14 protein-coding genes and 5 pseudogenes are annotated in these 19532 nt (G+C 58.7%); 13 read left to right on the top strand and 6 right to left on the bottom strand.

The features are described 5' to 3' along the window. The first annotated feature begins 100 nt into the window (after window positions 1-100). The 3 genes from P3R82_RS11150 (at window position 101) to P3R82_RS11140 (ending at window position 4860) form a co-directional block, all read left to right on the top strand. Window positions 101-1468: an HWE histidine kinase domain-containing protein gene (locus tag P3R82_RS11150; protein ID WP_283193869.1), complete on the top strand. Its 1368-nt coding sequence runs from the start codon at window positions 101-103 to the stop codon at window positions 1466-1468. Between the two features lie 1156 nt (window positions 1469-2624). Beyond that, window positions 2625-3110: an HWE histidine kinase domain-containing protein gene (locus tag P3R82_RS11145; RefSeq protein ID WP_111563757.1), complete on the top strand. Its 486-nt coding sequence runs from the start codon at window positions 2625-2627 to the stop codon at window positions 3108-3110. 1363 nt (window positions 3111-4473) lie between these two features. Next, on the top strand, window positions 4474-4860 hold the full coding sequence (locus P3R82_RS11140; protein WP_283193868.1) for a hypothetical protein: 387 nt from the start codon (window positions 4474-4476) through the stop codon (window positions 4858-4860). A 640-nt stretch (window positions 4861-5500) separates the two neighbouring features. On the opposite strand, the pseudogene P3R82_RS11135 reads toward P3R82_RS11140, so the two are convergent. Next, window positions 5501-7437, bottom strand: a pseudogene (locus tag P3R82_RS11135) (mechanosensitive ion channel family protein). A gap of 1217 nt (window positions 7438-8654) precedes the next feature. On the opposite strand from P3R82_RS11135, the gene P3R82_RS11130 reads away from it, so the two are divergent. The 5 genes from P3R82_RS11130 (at window position 8655) to P3R82_RS11110 (ending at window position 12469) form a co-directional block, all read left to right on the top strand. Beyond that, window positions 8655-9320, top strand: a complete 666-nt coding sequence (locus P3R82_RS11130) for a glutathione S-transferase (protein WP_283193931.1) — start codon at window positions 8655-8657, stop codon at window positions 9318-9320. Beyond that, window positions 9317-9916: a flavodoxin family protein gene (locus P3R82_RS11125; RefSeq protein WP_283193867.1), complete on the top strand. Its 600-nt coding sequence runs from the start codon at window positions 9317-9319 to the stop codon at window positions 9914-9916. Before P3R82_RS11130 ends, P3R82_RS11125 begins: the two co-directional genes overlap by 4 nt. A gap of 542 nt (window positions 9917-10458) precedes the next feature. Then, the gene (locus P3R82_RS11120) at window positions 10459-10719 is read left to right on the top strand and encodes a DUF982 domain-containing protein (protein ID WP_283193866.1); all 261 of its coding nucleotides are present in this window, start codon (window positions 10459-10461) and stop codon (window positions 10717-10719) included. Window positions 10720-10965: 246 nt separating this feature from the next. Further along, complete coding sequence (locus tag P3R82_RS11115; protein WP_283193865.1) at window positions 10966-11556, top strand: isochorismatase family cysteine hydrolase; 591 nt, start codon at window positions 10966-10968, stop codon at window positions 11554-11556. 139 nt (window positions 11557-11695) lie between these two features. Continuing rightward, the gene (locus tag P3R82_RS11110) at window positions 11696-12469 is read left to right on the top strand and encodes an SDR family NAD(P)-dependent oxidoreductase (RefSeq protein WP_283193864.1); all 774 of its coding nucleotides are present in this window, start codon (window positions 11696-11698) and stop codon (window positions 12467-12469) included. Window positions 12470-13644: 1175 nt separating this feature from the next. On the opposite strand, the gene P3R82_RS11105 is transcribed toward P3R82_RS11110, so the two are convergent. From P3R82_RS11105 to P3R82_RS11095, 3 genes and pseudogenes are all read right to left on the bottom strand, one after another. After that, window positions 13645-14151 (bottom strand): hydrolase, encoded by a 507-nt coding sequence (locus tag P3R82_RS11105; protein ID WP_283193863.1) that lies wholly within the window; start codon window positions 14149-14151, stop codon window positions 13645-13647. Window positions 14152-14436: 285 nt separating this feature from the next. Further along, entirely contained in the window at window positions 14437-14658 is a 222-nt protein-coding gene (locus P3R82_RS11100) for a hypothetical protein (RefSeq protein WP_283193862.1), read from the bottom strand. Window positions 14659-15231: 573 nt separating this feature from the next. Further along, window positions 15232-15435 (bottom strand): annotated as a pseudogene (locus tag P3R82_RS11095) (hypothetical protein); the annotation flags it as partial. Window positions 15436-15494: 59 nt separating this feature from the next. Between P3R82_RS11095 and P3R82_RS11090 the strand changes: the two are divergent. Both P3R82_RS11090 and P3R82_RS11085 read left to right on the top strand, forming a co-directional pair. Next, window positions 15495-15719 (top strand): annotated as a pseudogene (locus P3R82_RS11090) (hypothetical protein); the annotation flags it as partial. A 444-nt stretch (window positions 15720-16163) separates the two neighbouring features. Beyond that, window positions 16164-16373, top strand: coding sequence for a hypothetical protein (locus P3R82_RS11085; protein WP_283193861.1), 210 nt, complete (start codon window positions 16164-16166; stop codon window positions 16371-16373). A 7-nt stretch (window positions 16374-16380) separates the two neighbouring features. On the opposite strand, the gene P3R82_RS11080 is transcribed toward P3R82_RS11085, so the two are convergent. Beyond that, a complete protein-coding gene (locus P3R82_RS11080) occupies window positions 16381-16599 on the bottom strand; it encodes a hypothetical protein (protein WP_349294062.1) in 219 nt (72 codons plus the stop codon). 444 nt (window positions 16600-17043) lie between these two features. Here P3R82_RS11080 and P3R82_RS11075 point away from each other — a divergent pair, with 444 nt between their 5' ends. Together P3R82_RS11075 and P3R82_RS11070 are read left to right on the top strand one after the other, a co-directional pair. Then, window positions 17044-18366 (top strand): HipA domain-containing protein, encoded by a 1323-nt coding sequence (locus P3R82_RS11075; RefSeq protein ID WP_283193859.1) that lies wholly within the window; start codon window positions 17044-17046, stop codon window positions 18364-18366. A gap of 20 nt (window positions 18367-18386) precedes the next feature. After that, window positions 18387-18668 carry a helix-turn-helix transcriptional regulator gene (locus P3R82_RS11070; RefSeq protein ID WP_112436750.1) on the top strand — a complete coding sequence of 94 codons (282 nt, stop codon included), beginning with the start codon at window positions 18387-18389 and terminating at the stop codon, window positions 18666-18668. 192 nt (window positions 18669-18860) lie between these two features. On the opposite strand, the pseudogene P3R82_RS11065 reads toward P3R82_RS11070, so the two are convergent. Continuing rightward, window positions 18861-19130 (bottom strand): annotated as a pseudogene (locus P3R82_RS11065) (FAD-dependent oxidoreductase); the annotation flags it as partial. Between P3R82_RS11065 and repC the strand changes: the two are divergent. Further along, window positions 19120-19482 (top strand): annotated as a pseudogene (repC, locus tag P3R82_RS11060) (replication initiation protein RepC); the annotation flags it as partial. The pseudogenes P3R82_RS11065 and repC overlap by 11 nt on opposite strands. Window positions 19483-19532: the final 50 nt, after the last annotated feature.

Raw genomic sequence — 19532 nt, 5'->3', positions numbered from 1 at the left:
TAGAGCCATCAACTGGCGGAACACGGGTTTGGGCACACCCGAGAAGTGGCCTTTAAGTCTGCGTACGGCGGTGCGGTTGATCTTGAATTCGGAGTTCCCGATGATGATCCACTGGGGGCCAGAGCTGATTACGTTCTACAACGACGCCTACGCTCCCAGCCTTGGCAACAAGCACCCTGGCAACCTTGGCAGGCCCGCCAAGGAGTGGTGGTCGGAGATGTGGGACGCGCTAGAGCCGATTTTCCAGCAGGTGCTGGGTGGTAAGCCCTTTTACGTCGAGAACGCCGCCTATCAGCCTGATCGTTACGGCGGACGCCAGACGGCATATTTCACTCACTGCCACAGTCCCATGTGGGGCGACACCGGAGAAATCGAAGGCATTTTCCTTGTCGTGAAGGAAACGACGGGCCAGGTCATCGCGGAAGCTGCTTTGAAAAAGGCGAATGACGAGCTCCGGCTCCAAGTGGAGAAGGGGCTGGACGACCAGGACCGCATCTGGAGCCTGAGCATCGATCTGCTTGGGGTCGCGGACGCGGAGGGTGTATGGTTGAGCGTCAATCCCGCATGGACAAAAACACTTGGTTGGGAACCCTCGGACCTTCTCGGACGCACTTCCGAGTGGTTGGAGCACCCCGAAGATCGCCTAAGAACAAGCTCGGAAATAAACCGCCTGGCGAGCGGGACGTCGGTCCTCTCCTTTACCAATCGGCTTCTAAAGCGTGACGGAACGTATTGTCCCTTGTCATGGAATGCTGTCCCCTCCCAGGGTCTACTTTATTGCGTGGCCCGAGACTTGACGTCTGAAGTCGAGCAACGGTCTCTCCAGGAAACGCTGAACAGAGAGCTGGAAACGACCCAGGAAAAGCTATCTGAACAACTCGCCGCTGACGAAGTCCGGCGCGTCCTGCAACAGGAGATGTCGCACCGCCTCAAGAACGCCATGAGCGTTGTCCAGGCTATCGTCAGCCAGAGTGCTCGATCAGCCGGATCCACGGACGAGGTAGTGACTGCTATCCGGTCACGGATACAAGCCCTGGCCAACGCCCAGGATATCCTCGTCCACGGTCCAGACACGGGAGCCGACATCGGTGTTGTCCTGCGGGGAGCCCTGCAACCCCATGCGGAGCTCAATCACAGCCGGATTTCGTTGGAGGGACCGTTGGCGCCCATATCACCCCAGCAGGGACTGGGCCTTGCTCTTCTCGTGCACGAATTGGCTACGAACGCCGCCAAGTATGGAAGCCTATCGGTACCCACGGGCCAGGTTCGTTTACTTTGGGCAGTGGAGCAGGGCCGCCTTCATCTGGTTTGGCAAGAAGTTGGGGGACCGAAGGTGGCCGCGCCCGAGCGCGACGGGTTCGGATCACGTCTTCTCACGCGCATTGTTCCGAGCTATTTCAGTGGCAAAGGGCGAGTTCAATACCCTCAAGCCGGACTCATATTCGAGCTTCAAGGCGAATTGATTTGAAGCCACTTGCCTCCACTGCCTCGAGACGATCGTGCTCGGATGCCTGGATTGCGCCCGGCCAAAACCAAGCGCTATGTCACCTACTCGATGAGGAAACGAAGGCAGCGCGGTGTACAAGGAGACCGGCAATCTCCTTGCTTTCCAGATCATGCTCGGTCACACTCGAATGCACCGCCCAGATCGAGTGCTAATGACCATCGACAAAGGCCGATCGCCTCCCGCGCTGCGCAAGTGGTCACGCGCGTTAAAGCCCGCTGACATCTCTCGATCGCAACCGCCAAGGTTTAGATCGAGTGGGACGTGATGACCGTCTGGGAAGGTGCTGGAAACGACGTTGGCCCTAGGTTGAGATCGGGCGTGCACAACGACCTCGTGCCCAGCACGGACCAAGCTGCGCGCGGCGGCAAGGCCCAGGGCATCTGTCGAGCGCGTGATAAATATCCTCCCAGGACACTGCTCCCACGCGCTATCTGCTTGGATTGACGACCTCGGAGACTGGCTTGTCCGTACTCTCGCCTGGCTTTGCCAAAATGATATAGCCACCCGCGATCACGATCCCCGCCGCGAAGATTATCGCACGAATCCGTACATGCGGTGGCGAGCCTTGTTGCCTGTGGACATGCGGTGAGTCACTCCTTATCACAATGCGAAAAGGAACGCGTAAACAGCGTCTTGGGTTCCCGAGCTCTAAAACTAAATTAACCAAGGATGGCTAGTGGTTCTTTTCCGCGCGGCTCGCCTGTCCGTGTCATAAAGCGAGATCGAAACTCGACTATGTCGTTCGGACCTTGGAGCAATCTCGTGAGGCTCGAACGAACAGCGCGAGCTTGCCGCCACACGATCGTAAGGAACCCAAGGGACCAATGATAAAGGTTCCGGCCAAAAACCCTTGGCCCGGTTTGAACAAATTCCCCAAAAGCTTGTCGAGGAGGGCCTTCTCACGCTTAGCATTTCCGATGCGATAGCGGTGACCTTCGACGATATTGGCGACCGCATAGAGGACGAGCGCTCCAGGAAGCGGAGCGCACGGCATGGCTATACTTTCCTCCACGGCGGAGCATGTTATCGTGACTGACCTGGCGCGGTTCGTGTCACACGCGAATGCCGCCGCCCTGACATTATGCCGACGTGAGCCTGTCGGTTCGAAGTTTGCGCCGTGTTCGAGCTTGAGTTCAAGGCTGCCACCGGATTGATGCAGAGCGACGATTTCATTTCGCTCGCGCTCTCCGGTCATTCCGTCCAAGGCGTCGAAGCATTCACCTTGAACGAGAGTAACTCGCAGCCGCTCCTGGTCAGCGCCGCACCGTTTCGGGTTGCCGGAAATGAAACCAAGGGCGCGGTCTCGACGCTGGTCGATCTTTCCCGTCACAAGGAAGCCGAACGGCAGCAGTTCCTCCTCATGCGCGAGCTTGGCCACCGTGTGAAGAATAGACTTGCGCTGGTCGTTTCGATCTCCAACCGCACCGCGTCGACAGAGGACACGGGCGACGGCTTCAGGCGTGCGTTCGCCGGTCACATCCAGGCTCTCGCGGCGTCACACAATGTGCTTGCGGACCGCTCTTGGACATTCATCCGGCTGAGCGACTTGATGGTCGCCGAGTTGAAGCCCTTTGTTGAAAACTTTCGAACGCGGTCGAGATAAAGGGGGGGCCTCGGTATCCTCCCGCGGACGGCTGTTCCGTTGGGGCTGATTATCCACGAGCTCACCACGAACGCCGCGAAATATGGCGCTCTGTCGAATGACACTGGAACGGTGACCGTTGAACTCGGCTCGGAGCAGGGCTCTGGATCGCGCGTCATCAATTGGATTGAGCGGGGGCCTCGGGTGACGGAGCCAACACGAAACGGTTTTGGCGGCACGGTGATTGGGAGAAGCTCAAACTATTCCGTTCACGGTGGGGCAGAGACCATGTTCAATGAGAGCGCGCCGACATGCCGTATCGGGGTTCCTGACGAGGATGTGGTAGCTCTTGGTTGAGTGGAAATGCTCAGCATATCCTGCCCGGTGCGCGCACGTCGACTTCCAAGATACGGTACCCAGAATAGCCGATGCTTGGAGTAGCGAATGACAGCGCGTACCGTTGACGCAGCGCTGACGGACGCGATAGTGCTCCATGGACCGCCGAGGCCTTCCTATTGCCGCGCTAGCCAGCTTTGCACCAGCTTCGGTGGTGTTGACTTGAGCCGATGGCCACAAGAGGCGTCCGCACCAGAACCGCACGTCGATAGGCGCAGTACAAGGACTTTGCCGACAAACTCCTTGCGCGGATCGAAAGGAGCTGCCTTCAAGATAGCGGCACGAAAATCTCTTTCGAACGCTTGCCGAGCGGGAGCAGGTGACCCTTTCACGGTAACGACGGGCCCGCGCACCATGGCGCCACGGTCATCGATCACAAAGTAGCCTATACCGTCAACCTTCGCCGCTCTCGTATCCTCGCTCACCAACAAGTCGAGCTCGGCCGCGACGAGTGAGAAAGGCGCGACCTGAGTGATGGACTGGGCGCGCGCATCCACGCCCGTTAACAATAAAGCCGCGGCGCAAGTCGTCGCCGCTTGGATGAACGTCCGGGCTATTTGCCGCCTATTCGATCGTTGAAACATTTCCGGTCCATTTTTTCCCGCCAGCGAGTTTTAGCGGACACAAACAGCCCCGCAATGAATGATCGTTGTCGTGGCATCGAGCCCCTCTGATTTCATCGGTTGTCGTGGCATTTTGGCAACCGAACAAGGCGGTCCTTGAAATTCCCGCCACCGTCGACATCCAAGCTGGCGACAAAGCAACCGCGCACGAGGATCGCACTTTGTTGGAAAGCCATCCAGTCCTCAATAAATGATCCCGGATCACGCATAAGCCGGGTCTCCGCTTCGTCGTTCACAACCTCTACCGCTGAGCAACTTTCAGATATTTTTCAAACCATCTCGCGCGCCAAACGTTGTCGTGGGCATCGACGTATCGATTGCATTCATACCAAAGGCCCGGATCGCATCAGTAAGAAAGATCGCGCATGTCCAGACTGACCGAGATGTCCAGCGATAACCGGGATGCGTTCGACACGAGTTCCGTTGCAGCCATTGACGCGACGCGACAACTTGTTATCGAAATCCACGCTGCCTTCATGTTAGCGCAGCTCCAGGTGACTTCGATCGTCATGGGATCGGTCAACGCTGGGTCGGTGGGCCATGCTCAAGCGGTGGCGGGTATCCACGACGTATCTTCCGCCATGGCTAAGCTAAGCCACGACGCGATCGAAGCGGTGAGAGCGTTCCGCGAACACGCCGCGACAGCACGGAAAACACGTGTCACTGGCAGCAGAATCTTGAACACCGTTTCGCCTAATCCTGGCAAGGCAATGGATGGCGCTCATCGCCATTTTCTAGAATCCGGGACTTAAAAGAGCGAGCCAGTTTACCAAGGACCACCATGGGGGGGACTTCCGTCGACCGCAATGACAACAGGATCGGCGACGCAGACACTGCGCTCGGATCGTGCGTCGATGGGTGGCTTCCATGGGTTGTAAGCCGGCGACTACGGCACGCACTCACTGAGCGCTCGCGGCCACGGCACAAAATCCAAGGAGACTGGCCAAACTCGGGCCGCGAACGCCAACACACGGGCTCATCGCCGCAGAAAGCGGCACGGATCGAGACCCTGGGCCGAGGCGCGGAGCAGACTCGCATTGGTACTAAGCCCGGCAAGACCGAGGTGGGCGGATGAGCACTCGATCAAGAGGGTTTTAACGAAATCCGCCCATGGAGCAATCGCGGGATTGAACTAAATGGCTCTACCTCGCCGAAGGACAGCTTGAGCAAAGAGGCCCATTTAGAGAGGTATCCTTACTAATGCCGCCCGGCCGTTCGTCGTTGTGTTGTTGTGTTTTGGAAGCAAGTGCGCTTGCTTTGGTCTTTCACACCCTCATCGCACTGATCGAGCAGGATCGCTACCGGGCTGCCGCATCCGTGGCCTGTAGCAATGTTGTGCTGATCACGCGGTGGTAATCGCGCACCTTGAGGGATTGAGGCCATGGGCTTCGCTCACGTCGCGGTCGTGGCTGTGCCCGCCCGTTGTGCGCGGATCGCCTGCGCTGCCGCTGCCGCGCCGCCTTCCTTGTCGTCACCGCCTACCTGTACGGTCGGTTGGGCGAAAGCGATGTCATTTGCCAGGAACGCCTCGCGAAGCTTGGCGTAGGCCTTGCGACGGATGAAAGTCTGCATGCCGGGCACCGTGGTCATGGCAAAGCTCAGGACTATTCCATAGTCCGCGAACTCCTCGACACCCTTCATCTTCAGTGGCTCGATAAAGAGCGGGCCAAGCTCTGGGTCTTCCTTCAGCTCCGCTCCGATCTTTTTGGTCAGCTTTCGGGCCTTTTCGATATCGGTGTTGAAGCCGACAGTAATTCTGAACTTGTCGATCACCCAGTCACGACTCATGTTCTCGACGGCACCGAGGTCGCCGAATGGCACCGTGAAGACCGGGCCGCGATGATGACGTAGGCGAACCGAACGCAGGCTGAAGCCCTCGACAGTGCCTTTGTAATCCTTGGCTTGGATATACTCCCCGACGCGGAAGGCGTCATCCAGCATGTAGAACACGCCGCTAATCACGTCCTTGACGAGGGTCTGCGAGCCGAAGCCTATAGCGACGCCGAAGATGCCCGCGCCCGCGATCAACGGTCCGATCTGAACGCCGAGTTGCGCCAGAACGATCAGAAAGGCCATGACGCCGACCATGACAGCCAGCGCGTTGCGAAGGATTGGAAGCAGGGTGCGAAATCGGGCGCGGCGGGCCGCATCGGCCGGCGCGAGCGAGGTCGCATCCGTCGCGCCATGCAGTGTCCGGTCGATCCAACCTTTCGCCAGTTGCCAGAGCAGATCGGCGCAGACGAGGATCAAGACACTTTTCAGACCACCGTAGAACAGTGAGACGATCACCGGATCGCGCCGACCCAACGTATCCGGATTGAGACGCCAGACCAGCGCCAGCCAGCCGACGGCCAGACAGATCACGACGGCACGAGCGCTGCGGATAATCAAGACACCGCGAAAGCTGCTCGGATCGCCGGTGAAAGAGGCCACCGCGCGGCCAACCGCGTTGAGGACGGCCGGTAAGGCAAGCAAATAGATGCCGATCCAGAAAACCCCCCGCATGTTGACACACCAGATCACCCACAGCACCACAAGGAAACCCGCGATAGCAACCTTCCAGGACCGAGGTCGCCGCGAAGTGGCCCAAACGGCCTCGATCGCCAACATCAGGCCGATAAGGGAGAAACAGTAACTGATTGCCTCCGTAACGAGCGGCGGAACCCCGAGGGGTTCCCCAATTGCTTCAGTGGCGGCCGCGAAGCAGACAAGTCCGATGACGGCCGACAATCTTGCCCGCAAGGGCGGTGCGACCTTGGCGATGGACATGAACACGCGAGCCAACCGGAACAGGATGAAGGCGGACAGGTAGGCTAGCAAGACGATGCGAGCGAGAGGCGGCCAGTCCACCGCGAAGAAAATAATCGCCATCGCGCCAGCGAAAATGACAATCGGAGCCAGGTCACTAGGAATGGTGTCACCACGTGCCACTAGCTTACGGTAAAGACCCTCGGCAATGAGGCCAACGGCAACCAGGCCGGCAAAGAGCACGAACACCGGAGCATGGCCGCCCCTGCTTGTTGCATCCTCTCGTGTTCTGGCCGCGGCAGCGACAACCTCCGTTGGAATCTCCGCTAAGGCGGCAAGGATCCCGCTAATACGGGCACGCGCCGCGAATCCCAATTTTTGAGATTCGAGGCACCGGCCGCCGAAGTCGCCGCTGGTAAACCCGATGCCTTTCGACCGTTTAGCCACGCTTGAACCTCCGGGTCCTGTAACAGGCGCAGGAGTTCATCGACCTTCTCCGGCGGGGCCACGGCGGGAGGCACTTGTGCGAAAGAACTGAGAGCGAAAAGAATTCCGGCGGCGAGAGATAGAAGCCATTTCATATTTCAGCCCCTCTCTTTCGTCATATGCGGCGCCTGCGTATGCCCATTTACCTGCAACGTCATTCAGCTTGATGCTAGCAGATGGAATGTGGGTGAGGCTTGTAGCATCGCGTAGTATCTATGGAAGGCCACCGCCGCGAACTTTCCGCCATGAGGAAGCCGTGGACTTCCGGCCCGGACCATGGGACCTCCCGAAAGGACATTTGAACCCTAGCGAGACGACCGCTCAGGCAGCCGGGCCAATCCTTCGAGGAAGCGGACGTCGTGGGAGATGTGGTGGCGGCCGTCGTCGGTACGCTCAGCTATCGGAAAGACATCGCCGTCCGCAGGGGCCTCGCGGCGAGCCCCACCTTGGATCGTGGTGGCCCTGATGGCTGCCACCGCCGCGAGCCTAAAGGTGAGCGGGCTGGCGTGAGTACTTCACACGGAAGCGTCGTTGCCGCTTTCAAGACCGGTTTGGGGGCCGATGGCCGTCACGTCACAGGACCGCTTCCTTGGTCATGTCGGGCGTTGGAAGGTTGCGGTAGTTCAAATGTACGCGCTTTCTATGTGGTTTGAGCTCACCCAAACCAACAGTGATAACAGAAACCATCACTTTGGGGGTTGCGATGGTTTCAGGCGGGATGTTCTGGAATTTCCCGGCATGAAATAAGCAAACCGGCTTAAACCTGCCACGAATCGCGCCTCCTTGGTTGATATCGCGACCGGTCGTGATCGCCGCGGCATCAAACCATGAGAGCCTGATCCACGTTCAGTTGCTTCCTCAAGCACCCAGAGTTGATCTCTTCGTTCGAACCGAAATCAATCCTGACCTGTAACAAGAAGCCCTCGGCGCCCTCGTTGGTTCTGATCTTCTCGGCGCCCTGACAAGGTTCTCGACAACCGATCCACCTAGTTCGAGACCGCCGACCGCAAGCTGTGAGAGGAAAGCGATACCTTGCGCATCGGGCGGGCCGGCGACAGCGGGCGGACGGTCAAAGCGGCGAGGCGAAGCCGATCACTGCTCGCGCGGTCTGGATGGGAAACGCCGCCCGAAGGCGACAAACCCGCTCTCGAACACGAGCCCGCTGCTTGGACAGTTCGGCGACGATTTGAAGCTCGAACCCGTGTTGCTGTTGTCCGAGGCGAACGCGCGACCTTGCCAAGCCCTGGCGACGAATGGAACCATTGACGGCTATCCAGCTTCTCCCTGCTGATCGTGACCGCGGAGAATTCACCTGTTTATTGTCCATCATCTCAATAATAGCCGCTCCCAGCGCATCCTTTGGCTCATGGAGGAGCTGGGACTGGATTACGCTATCCGCTTTTACGAGCGAAACAAGGATATGTCCGCCCCCGAGGCATTGCGGGCGGTTCATCCGCTCGGAAAGTCGCCGATCGTCGAGGATCTCGATAGCTCCGCCAGCCGCCAGGTGTTGGTGGAGACTGGTGCGATCGTCGAACACCTGGTTGGCTCGGCGGACGGCAAGCTAGGCTTGCCTGCGACGCCCCGCGAAGCCGTTCTATATCGCCAGTACCTCCATTATGCCGAAGGTTCGCTGATGCCGATACTCTTCACCAGCCTCGTCGCATCGAAAATTCTCCTTCTGGGACGGTTCGCGTTGAAGCGCATACGTCCGATGCTCGAGACGCACCTGAACTTCGTCGAACAGGAACTCCGTGGTCGCGAATGGTTCGCTGGAACCGCGTTCACCGCGGCCGACATCATGATGAGCTTTCCCCTCGAGGCGGCGGGGGCCCGTGGGTTTCTCGGAGATGACAATCGAGCAACAACAGACTGGCTCGCACGTATCCACGCCCGTCCCGCCTACCATAGAGCCCTGGAGAAAGGCGGACCCTATGCTTTTGGACCGCCGCGATCATCAAAGGAGACGACCCAATGAACCTCAAGGCAATCGCTCTGAACGGCACCCTGAAATCTAGCGGAGGCGAGCCGTCATCCACCGACCGAATGCTCGACCTCATTGGGCGCGGATTGCGCGAAATGCATGTCGAGGTCGAAACGATCCGCTTGGCCGACCATGACATCAAGCCAGGCGTCACATCAGACGAAGGGCCAGGCGATGCATGGCCCGATATCAGAACGGCGATTCTCGATGCCAACATCTTGATAATTGGGACACCTATTTGGCTTGGGCAACCCTCCTCGGTCGCCAAGCGCGCTCTTGAGCGCATGGATGCCTTCCTCGAGGAAACCGATGACGAGGGGCGAATGATTTCCCACGGGCGGGTCGCGGCCGTCGCCGTCGTCGGTAACGAGGACGGCGCCCATCACGTTTCCGCCGAGGTTTTCCAGGCCCTCAACGACGTGGGCTTCACCATTCCCGCCAACGCGGTCGCCTATTGGGTGGGTGAGGCAATGGGCAGCAAGAACTTCGTGGACCTCGACGAGATCCCGGAGGTTGTGACGTCGGCAGTCGACATGCTCGTTCGCAACACGGTCCAACTCGCGGGATTGTTGGGCAACAAAGCGCCATAGCTCTTACCGCCGACGGGTCCCCGTCTGGTTTGAATCGAGCCACGGCCGCTTCTTTATGATACCAGCGGTTTCGCACGGTTGAGCCGCCCGAACGCCCAAGGTCGCGAACTCGATTTGCCTGGGGCCGGACGGCGGATCTCGAGCGCGGTGCGGATCTCGCTTGGATCCGGCGGCCATGGCAGGCTGGTGATATCGACGTCACCAACTCCATACGAGCCTCACCACGAACACGGGAGGCGGCACATCAAACCCGAAAAGCCGGTCCAAAGGCTCGAAAAACCCGTGCCCGCCGGAGTGCGACCGCTCCTGGTCGCCCGCGACGGCGGGAACATGCCCCCTTGGGTCAGCCGCGATGGCGCGGGAGATAGCATATCCCCGGATATTTATGGGGCCATTACACCAATCATGAGATGCCGCTGACGAAAATGTCGTGGAACACAATCTAAATCAGGATCGATCGTGCGGTTGCGGACCAAGCCCTCACCTCGGGAACCGGCAACCGTCGTCGAGGTTGTACATACGGTTTGAAAAAGAGGTGCCTCATGCCCATGGTTATTGATGTCGACTTCCAGATAAGGTGGGCGGTGCCAGTTCACGTGCGGATGGCTGGCGGTAGCCGTCAACGCATTAATGGACCCGATGCCGCCCTGCTAGCGCTAAAAAGCCAATGGCCATCGAAGGACAGCGCGGAATTCAGCTTGGCGATGTCCAGGTGCCGCAAGGCTCTAATGGAGCACGGAAGCGCGGAATTGGCACGCGAAAGCTTCATGGACGCAGCGGTTCGGGCGAAGGTTCTTTCATGACAGCGATATCAGCCATGACATTCCACTGGGCCATCATCTTGGGATCCATAACGCTACTATGCTGGATGTTTGCCGGCTTCTCCGCTGTCTTGGGGACCAAGGGCGAAATCAGGAACGCGGAGCCAGGCCGATTGAGTGATTACCTCACGACGGGATTGGCCGCGGTAGGCTTTGTTTCCTTGACGGCGATGGGCCTTTTACTCGGATTTGGTTCGTAGGCCACTGGTTCGCGGTCTGCGGCACGACATGGAGGCGATCATGCCACGGTGGGCTCACCTATGTATCGATATGCAGCGGATGTTCGACGAGGAGACCGCGTGGAACGTTCCATGGATGGCGGAGGTATCCGGCCAAATCGAGGAATTGGCGGCGAGAACACCTGCACGGACCATCTTCACCCGCTTCATCCCGCCGCGCTCCGCGAGCCAGATGCCGGGCGCATGGAAGACCTATTACGAAAAGTGGGATCAGATGACCCTGAACCGCTTACCGCGCGAGCTTGTCGACCTTTTACCGGCCCTGGCTCGATTTGTCCCGCCAGCGCGGATCTTTGACAAGCGGACGTATTCCCCCTGGGTTGACGGACGGCTTCATCAATTTCTGGTCCAGGACGGCGTCGATACGCTTATCGTCACCGGAGGGGAGACGGACGTTTGCGTGCTCGCGACCGTGGTCGGCGCGATCGACCTCGGGTACCGTGTGCTGATTCCGCATGACGCGGTGTGCAGTGGGGCGGATAGCACGCACGATTCGACACTGGAGCTTCTCGGCGCGAGATTTTCCGTGCAGGTCGAGATGACTTCCACGGAAGAGCTGCTTGCGAAAGTCGTGCGATGAACCGCGCGGCGCTTTCGGTGGGCGTTTTCCGTCATGTACCCGACCATCGAACGTCCGTACAGAAGCGTACTTGGAACCGGATCCGCTGATACCGGGTTAATCATCGTCTTGTTTTCGTCAAGCATTGGACGGGGGTCACATGAAGAGAGTTGCCTTGGTTACAGGCGCGGGATCGGGCATCGGAAGAGCCTCGGCCCAAACCCTTGCATCGGAAGGATATTGCGTCGGCTTGCTTGGACACAGCCAGGACGATCTTGACGCGACGATGCTCGAGATCAGCGAGAGCGATGGCGATGCTCACGTCTTGAATGCCGATATCGCGAACCAACGGCAAATGGAGGAGGCGGTCAGCGAGCTGGCGCGCCGTTACGGCAGGCTCGACGTCGTAGTGGCGAACGCCGGGATCAATGGCGCGTGGGCTCCCATCGATGATTTGACATTGGAGGAATGGAACAGGACCATCTCCACCAATCTCACTGGCACCTTCCTGACAATCCGGGCGACTGTTCCTCTCCTGAAGGCGGCGGGTGGCGGATCGATCATCGTGGTGTCATCGATCAACGGAACCCGAACCTTCACGACGCCCGGCGCGACGGCCTACACCGCCACCAAGGCGGGTCAGGTTGCGATGGTGCAGCAATTGGCGCTCGAACTTGCTCGTCATCACATCCGTATCAACGCGGTGTGCCCCGGCGAGATCGAAACGAATATCGACTCGAACACTGCCCTTCGACAAGAGGATCAAACAGTGATCCCCGTCATCTGGCCAGACGGCCAAGTTCCCATCACCGGCGGCAGGCCAGGCAAAAGCTCTGATGTGGCGGACGTCATAGCATTTCTGGCATCAGACAAGGCGCGGCACATCACTGGATCACCAATATGGGTCGATGGGGGCCAAGGACTGTTGCGGTGAAACCATCGGGTCGAAATCGGTCGTTGTAAGGACGAGGCCGGCAGACGGAGTTGTTCCCGGAGGTAGCCAAGCATGCCGAGAGCTGGCGAGAACGCAATGAACCGGAGAAATCGTGCCGGGGCGTCAAACAACGTTAACTCACATCCAAGGACGTTGAGAAATCGACGGGTGCGTCCAAGAACGAAACTTGCTGATAGCCGCACGTGCGAACCACGGGTCCCCGCCAAATCGGACGGCATCAGACCAGGAGGCGTAAGGGGCCTCGTCCGCAACGCAATCAGCTCCAGCACGCAAGCGGCCGAGTGGTTCGCTCACGTTCGCGACTTCGCATTCTTTGGCGTCACGATGACCTTGGAGCTATCCACGCCTGCCTAGGACAGCTTTCCACGCAAGTCGGATGGATTGAAGGCGTGTGTGGACACGCTCCGGCGTCGAGGTCCCGATGCCATTGCGGAAATCAGCAAGAGCCTGGGCTTCCAACTGGGTGAACCTCTCATCGGAAGAATTTCGCAGAGCTAGTCCCGTAGTGCGATCAATGACCACCCATCGGCCGTTCGACATCTCGACTTCATAACGGGTCATCTCAAAATCTCTGCCTGACTTCGCGAAAAGGCATATCGGGCCGACATGACAGGAAACTTAACATGCACCATGTCTAACTGAACTCGGTTCAAACGTGGTGAAGAAAGCGCTACCGGGACGATGATGCTCGGGCGCTACACAGTTCCTGTCCCGCGTCATGCCCCTTGGCTAATGCCGGAGGCGACAGTGACAGCGTGCGTCCTGGCGACGCTCGGCCTTGTTGACCTTTGTCGGACCTCGCATGAGGCTCCCCGCCGAAAAGGCCGGAACGTGGATGAGTAGGAAGCATGCTTGGGGTTGTCGCTTCAGCAGGCGGCGTCCAGCGACAGCGCATGGAACGCACTCATCGCAAAGGCCAAGGGACATGCATCGGCCAAGCGGGCACTGATAGCCTCAGGCGACCATGCCGGCTCGTTTTCGATGACGCTACTGGAAAGATCGCGATCTTGCTTTCCCACGGACAGGCTGCATTGATATTACGCGCTTTCGCCTTGCCCTTCGCTTGCGACCCGCCACAAGAAGTCGGGCAATGCCTCCATCGCGGAGTACCTTGGCTAGGAAGGTAGCTCCCCGGTTTGTACATCCAAAATTGGTCATCCTGGCACTCGTTTCAAGCGCGATGATAGGATATCGTTGAGTGTGACAGGCTTGAGATCAAAAACATCGACCCCAACATCAAACTGACGGGGCAAAGGTTTGAGCCGGCCGTGTGAATGACCGTGGAGATTGATCGATTTCTTGCCCATCTGGTTCCAGGTGCGGAAGGGGTAATGGCACATCACCAGCAGAACGCCGTCAACGATGAGCTCTTTGTAGTGCTGCACCGTTTTCCACCCTCCGCAGGCGACCACCGTGTCGGGATCGTTGTTGCCGATGATCAGGTGCTTTATGCCGGTTAGGCGCTGGAGCATATGGTTGCAATCCCCCGCGCCCCTGCCCATGAAGTCCCCGAGATGCCAGACTTCATCATCCGGACGAACGACCGCGTTCCAGTTTGCGATCAGGGCCGCGTCATGCTCCTTCATTCCCGGAAAAGGTCTTTGGTCGATCCTCAGTACGCGAGGGTCGGCCAAGTGCGTATCGCTCGTGAAGTAGATCATCGAAGAAGCCTAAGCTGTCCGCGTTTGGCGAGGTCGGCGAGATTGATCACATCCACCATCCGATCCGCTTCGTCCGGTTCCAAGGTATCCAGACGGACGCCGTGATAGACGGCGGCCCAACCCGTGAAGATGTCGATAATCGACCAGTATACATCGGAATGGTTTTTACTGACTTGATATCGAAGATGTCCCATGAACGAAAGCTGGGGCTGGCGGCCGGGATATCAAGAGCCCCAAGAACGTCGAAAACGGTGGCGAGGCCGTCTGGATGATGACGCTATAAAATCAGGTTTTCGCGATTATAACCTCGTCATGCATGAGCTTGGTAAGCTCGGCCGCATCGTGAATGCCGAATTCGTGCCATCCCACAAGCGCCTTGGCAGCTAGCCTTCCGCGATCGCTGGACGGATCGCAGTCATTGTCGCGACACCAATCGATGAGAACGCCGTGCAACATCTTCAGGTCGGTTGTCGTGAGCGGCTCTTTTGGCCAGTCGGTCTTGGTCAAGCGATGTCCCTTGGCTTTGATGAGACAGCATCAAGAAGAAAGCTAGCCCGCGATTAGGCAGGGCAAGAGCTGAACCATGATTGAAGCGGCTCGAAAGCCATATTCCGGAATATCCGCAAATGATTGATATCAAAACAGAATAGTCTGTACGTTAGTGTACAATCTCGCTGCGAAACGTGGCTGTCGCGGCCGGGGGCGCCTCGGCGTCCATGATCACCGTCGGATTGGGAAATGGCGACGCAAGGCTCATGGGTCCATTTATCACGCGCTTGGCGGGCGTTTGGCTCGGCCGCATCATCATGCGCTTCTCCAGACGACGACAAGGATCAGCACAAGGTGCTTCGAAATTGAGACCCGATGCCGAGCAGCGCGCCGTCATTGTCGACGACTGGCAGGCTGCTGAAGCCGCGATCCAGCACCGAATTCGCGGCTTCCCATATTCTCGGTCGCGGCCCGAGCATGATAGGATCGGGACTCGATGGATCGCACGGTCAGCATCACAAATCTCCTTGCTTGCTCCCAGGCTACTGGCAGGGCGCTCCGGGCACGTTGACGCCCTTCAAGCCCGGCATCTCACCTGAGAGAGCGGCGGAAGCCCCTTAGCGAGAGAGTAAACAGGGCCGCGGCGATCCCTGCGAGCCACATGAACTGTGGCCAAACGACCGAAAAGCCCGCGCCTCTGTAAAGCACGGCCTGCGCCATCACGATGAAATGCGTGCTTGGGGCCGCAAGCATGATCGTCTGAATGATTTCAACCATGCTCTCGCGTGGTGTCGTCGGTGTTGCCGCCGAAGGCGGAAGCAGTTTGAGGCTAAGATGAACTAAAAAATGCGAGTGTGACGAGCGATTTCGACGAAACGAAGGATCTCGCACTGACAGGCATCAGAGGGCCTTACCCACGGTGTCAACGCGGCCATCTCTTCGATGGCCCGTCGTCATTGGCTCCCGCCTACGAGGTTCTTGGCCTCGATTGTTTTTTCGCGGACCCTGCTGATGGACCAGCGTTCTTCGCCACGAGCATTGTCGCTGTCCCCGCGCTCGCCTTCGCGCTCTCGCTCCAGAATGCCCCATTGTGTTGCGCATCATTGCGACGTTAGTCGCACCGGAATTCCTGGAAGGTGCGCAGGGTCAGTCTCCTGTCAAGCAAGCGGCTCTATCCGATGCGAGGAGAGCGGCGTCGTGAAAACGATACCGAGGTTTCTCGTACTGCTCGGCCATACGAACCTTGAGCACGAAAAACGACGGTAGGAGAGTATAGGCGACTATGGGCGATCGCGCGGTACGATGAAAAACGCTTGATAAGGATCCGCCTCAGGACAGGGTTCGAGACTTCGTTGAGGCGGTGGCGCAATGAACGGACAGGGTTCCCGCGGATGTGTTAATGCATCGTCATGTGAACTTTTCTCGTAATCAGCCCGTTTAAGCTCATTGGCATTGGCATTGAGTGTCGGTCGTACTCCACCCGAAACGCCTTGCTAGCGCGGGAACGCATTGAGGATATAGACATGGCGAAGCGTACAACGAAGTCCGATAACGTGGAGACCTCTGGGGCATTCCCATGGGGAAAATTGATCGCGGGTATCGCCGGGAGTGCCGTGGCGACTCGCGTCATCCGCAAGGTACCGCTTGGCCGGATTGTCATTGCGGCAATGCCTTTGATTGTCGCCGCCCTGCAGCGGGGCCGCGAACCGCCGAAGGATGGGCCAAAGGGTTGAATACTTTTCACGGAAGCGCTTCCTGCAAGTCGGCATACCACTCAGCGTACGGGGTGTTTCGGACGAGATGGCGATTGTAGTCGGGAGCGCCGTCGTTCCACCACGGGGTTCCCCGCTCGCCAAGCGCTACCTTCGCATCGTTGACGCGGCCACGGGCGTCCGCCATCTCGCGACTGCCCGCTGTCGCATCGCGAACGGCGCGCCGCGCCGCCATGAGCTGAGCCACCAGACGATCATGGGTATCTTGGTCGAGCGCGGGGTTGCACTGCCGCCATAGGCGGCCGCGCACTATGAAGTATCGATTATCTGGCGTGGTCGGGTAGTCTGACAATGCGTCTTTCCTAGTCCAACTGTCGTCGGACGACTGCCTTCGCTGGGAACCTCGACGATATTGTCGCCTTCCGTGATCGAATCCTATTTGATATCGCCATCAATCGCCAGTGTCCGCGCTTAGGCTCCGATCGGCCGAAGGGGCAATCAACACCGTCGAACCGAGTTCTCCGCCGAGCGCCTGAACTCTCGGCACCCTTTTTTCTGGCCGTCGGCATCCTCGGCATGCTCGATTACTCCCCGCGCCGCCGGGTCCCGCCTCCGACGCGGTTATGAACCATTAAATGGGGTTTATCTTTTCTACGTAGTACATTAACGTCCCATTAGAAGGATCAATTTAATGCGGCTGACGCTTCAAACACATTTTAACCGTGAGTGGCACCACGCCGCGACGCTCGAATTGAAGGACGATACGGCCGGCTTCAAGGGCGCGTCGATCGTCGACTACGATCTCGATTATTTCGTTACCGTGGCGTCGGTGGAATTCGCGGCCGGAAAAACGGTTAGAGACCATCGCGCCTTGTCAATCCGCTATCCTGTTGATCTCGAAAATCGATTTAGTGGCAGTTGGCCGCCGTTTCTATTGGATCTCATGCCACAAGGACATGCAAGGCGAAAGCTTGCGGAGCACCTAGGGCTCGCCGAAGGCTCGCGCGCTTCTGATCTCCCGCTGCTTCTGCGATCAGCGACGGGCGGCATAGGCAATATCCGCATCAAGGAAGCGGCTGAGGCCGAAAGGGAACGACTATATAATGTGCGGCGCCGAGGCGTGACGGAAGAGGAAATCCTCGAGCGGTCGGATCGCTTCATGGAGGTGGCTGATCGCTTTGCAATGCTTGCGTCTGGTTCAAGCGGACTGCAAGGCGAATGGCCCAAGGTCTCCATGACCCAGGCGAATGATGGTCTTTATTATCCTGATAGCTTCGTGACCGATGACGAGGCCGTGCGCCACGTCATCGTCAAGCTGGTACGCAGCAGCGACCCCGTCGATCGTCTGATCCTCGAGGGCGAAGCCATCTATTCGCGAATTGCTGAAGAGATCGGTCTTCATGTCAGCGAACCTTCGAGCCATGCCGAAGGGGTCCTGATCATTCCCCGTTTCGACCGGAAGATAAGAGAAGGCGGCGGAACCGTCAGGCTGGGGCAGGAAAGCCTCGTGTCGGCGATCGGCGTCGCGGATTTCGGCCATGTTGGCACACACGAGGCGTATATCGACCTGCTGCGCCAATATTCAGCCGAGCCATTCTCGGACATCGTCGAATATGTGAAGCGCGATATCGCCAATCTGGCGCTCGGAAATCCTGATAATCACGGTCGGAACTCGGCTCTAAGCAAACATCAAGATGGCACGATCCGTCTTGCTCCATTGTTTGACTTCGCGCCCATGCGGCTGGCCAAGGAAGGAATCGTTCGCTCGACACGATGGGCCATGATGCGTGATGGAGGCGTCGATCACCTCCCTGACTGGAAGAAGATCTGCAAAGGAGTGATGGCCGTTCCCGATGAGCAGAAACGTATGGCGAGTGCACTCTACTCTTTCGCTGAACAACTGCGACGGGCGCCGAACCTTGCGAGGCACGGGGGCGCTTCTCCCGAAATTCAGCAGCGAGCGATGACGCGCTGCGTCGAAATAACAAACAGCGTTCTCGAGGCCTGCTCATGACGCGGAGGTCGAACTGATATATGGCCCGCTGGAAGAAGCCAACAAAAGAACAAGTTCTTGAAAACCGCCGGACATTGGCCGCGCGCGCGCGCAATGGCGATTTGCCTTTACCCGAAGCAGTCGGGGATCTCCGCAAGGGCATCGGCATGACCCAAGAAGAATTCGCTAAATCGCTAAGCCTCACTAGGCGGCAAGTTGCCGAGATTGAAGCTGGGACCGCGAATCCTACACTGGAGACGTTGGAGAAGATTGGTCGCCTGTTTGGGTTTGGAGTCGGGTTTATTCCGAGATCACGATCATGAAATAGCAATATCTCCGGTTGCGAAAAGCGTGATTGACGTATCCGCCCAGGTGCGCTGCGGGTCGCTCAAGCTGGCGCGGCGTGCCGCCGTATCGGGAAATTCAATGGCGCCACGATCCGACCGCGGTGGCTGCGTCGTAACCACGACGCGAGTCGGGCGTGACTTTCGTCCCTCTGTCCCTGCGCGGTCGTTCAATGTGCCGTTGCGTTTGACGACGCCGGGCAGCATCGCCTCCCAGCGGTCGGGCGCATCCTGCCCCTCGCGCAGCACCGCCTCGTCGGCGCTCTCGCGCTCGCACCAAGGCGCCAGCATGCCGCCGGCGAGCCATGACGCGGCCGCCGAAAAGCCGGGGTGCGGATCGAAGACCGTGATCTCGGCGCCGCGCGCGACAAGCGCATGGACCACCGCGAGGCCGGCAACGCCGGCCCCTTTGACGGGGCAGGGTAGAACGCAGCGCAACATTGAGCCGATCAACGCGTTTCCGCTAGGCATGGTGCTCAAAGCTAGCCTTCAAATCATCGATTACGGGCCCAGCGGCAGGATTGACCATTGGCGCGAGTTGATGGGAGCCGCGGTGGTCGTCCGGTCAATGCTTGGGTTAGCCCGTCTGCTTAGGAGGAGGCGTGCGGAGCGATGGGGCCGGAGAACCCTGCGGTGGCTATGGCCTGCATTTTGGAGATCGAATATGATCGACTCGCCAGGCGGGTATCTGCGTGACCACGCGAAGCGGTCGGAGCGCGGTGAGTTTTCGCTCGGACCGATGCTGATGGCGTTCTTGAAGGTAAATGGGATGGAAGGACGCCGCGCTGGCTGACGGTGCCCGGTTGACTGACACGCCAGAGGGCCTGAGAGCTTGACGCAAAA

This window comes from Rhizobium sp. AN80A, assembly GCF_030053015.1.
In the GTDB taxonomy this organism is placed as follows: domain Bacteria; phylum Pseudomonadota; class Alphaproteobacteria; order Rhizobiales; family Rhizobiaceae; genus Rhizobium; species Rhizobium metallidurans.
This window is presented reverse-complemented; position numbering and strand designations above follow the sequence as displayed.

What these genes read in the sequence shown, in the direction of transcription:
- P3R82_RS11150 (WP_283193869.1), top strand. Translation starts at nt 101, where the DNA reads ATGATGATCCACTGGGGGCCAGAGCTGATTACGTTCTACAACGACGCC.
- P3R82_RS11110 (WP_283193864.1), top strand. Translation starts at nt 11,696, where the DNA reads ATGAAGAGAGTTGCCTTGGTTACAGGCGCGGGATCGGGCATCGGAAGA.
- P3R82_RS11120 (WP_283193866.1), top strand. Translation starts at nt 10,459, where the DNA reads ATGCCCATGGTTATTGATGTCGACTTCCAGATAAGGTGGGCGGTGCCA.
- P3R82_RS11070 (WP_112436750.1), top strand. Translation starts at nt 18,387, where the DNA reads ATGGCCCGCTGGAAGAAGCCAACAAAAGAACAAGTTCTTGAAAACCGC.
- P3R82_RS11115 (WP_283193865.1), top strand. Translation starts at nt 10,966, where the DNA reads ATGGAGGCGATCATGCCACGGTGGGCTCACCTATGTATCGATATGCAG.
- P3R82_RS11075 (WP_283193859.1), top strand. Translation starts at nt 17,044, where the DNA reads ATGCGGCTGACGCTTCAAACACATTTTAACCGTGAGTGGCACCACGCC.
- P3R82_RS11140 (WP_283193868.1), top strand. Translation starts at nt 4,474, where the DNA reads ATGTCCAGACTGACCGAGATGTCCAGCGATAACCGGGATGCGTTCGAC.
- P3R82_RS11085 (WP_283193861.1), top strand. Translation starts at nt 16,164, where the DNA reads ATGGCGAAGCGTACAACGAAGTCCGATAACGTGGAGACCTCTGGGGCA.
- P3R82_RS11125 (WP_283193867.1), top strand. Translation starts at nt 9,317, where the DNA reads ATGAACCTCAAGGCAATCGCTCTGAACGGCACCCTGAAATCTAGCGGA.
- P3R82_RS11105 (WP_283193863.1), bottom strand. Translation starts at nt 14,151, where the DNA reads ATGATCTACTTCACGAGCGATACGCACTTGGCCGACCCTCGCGTACTG.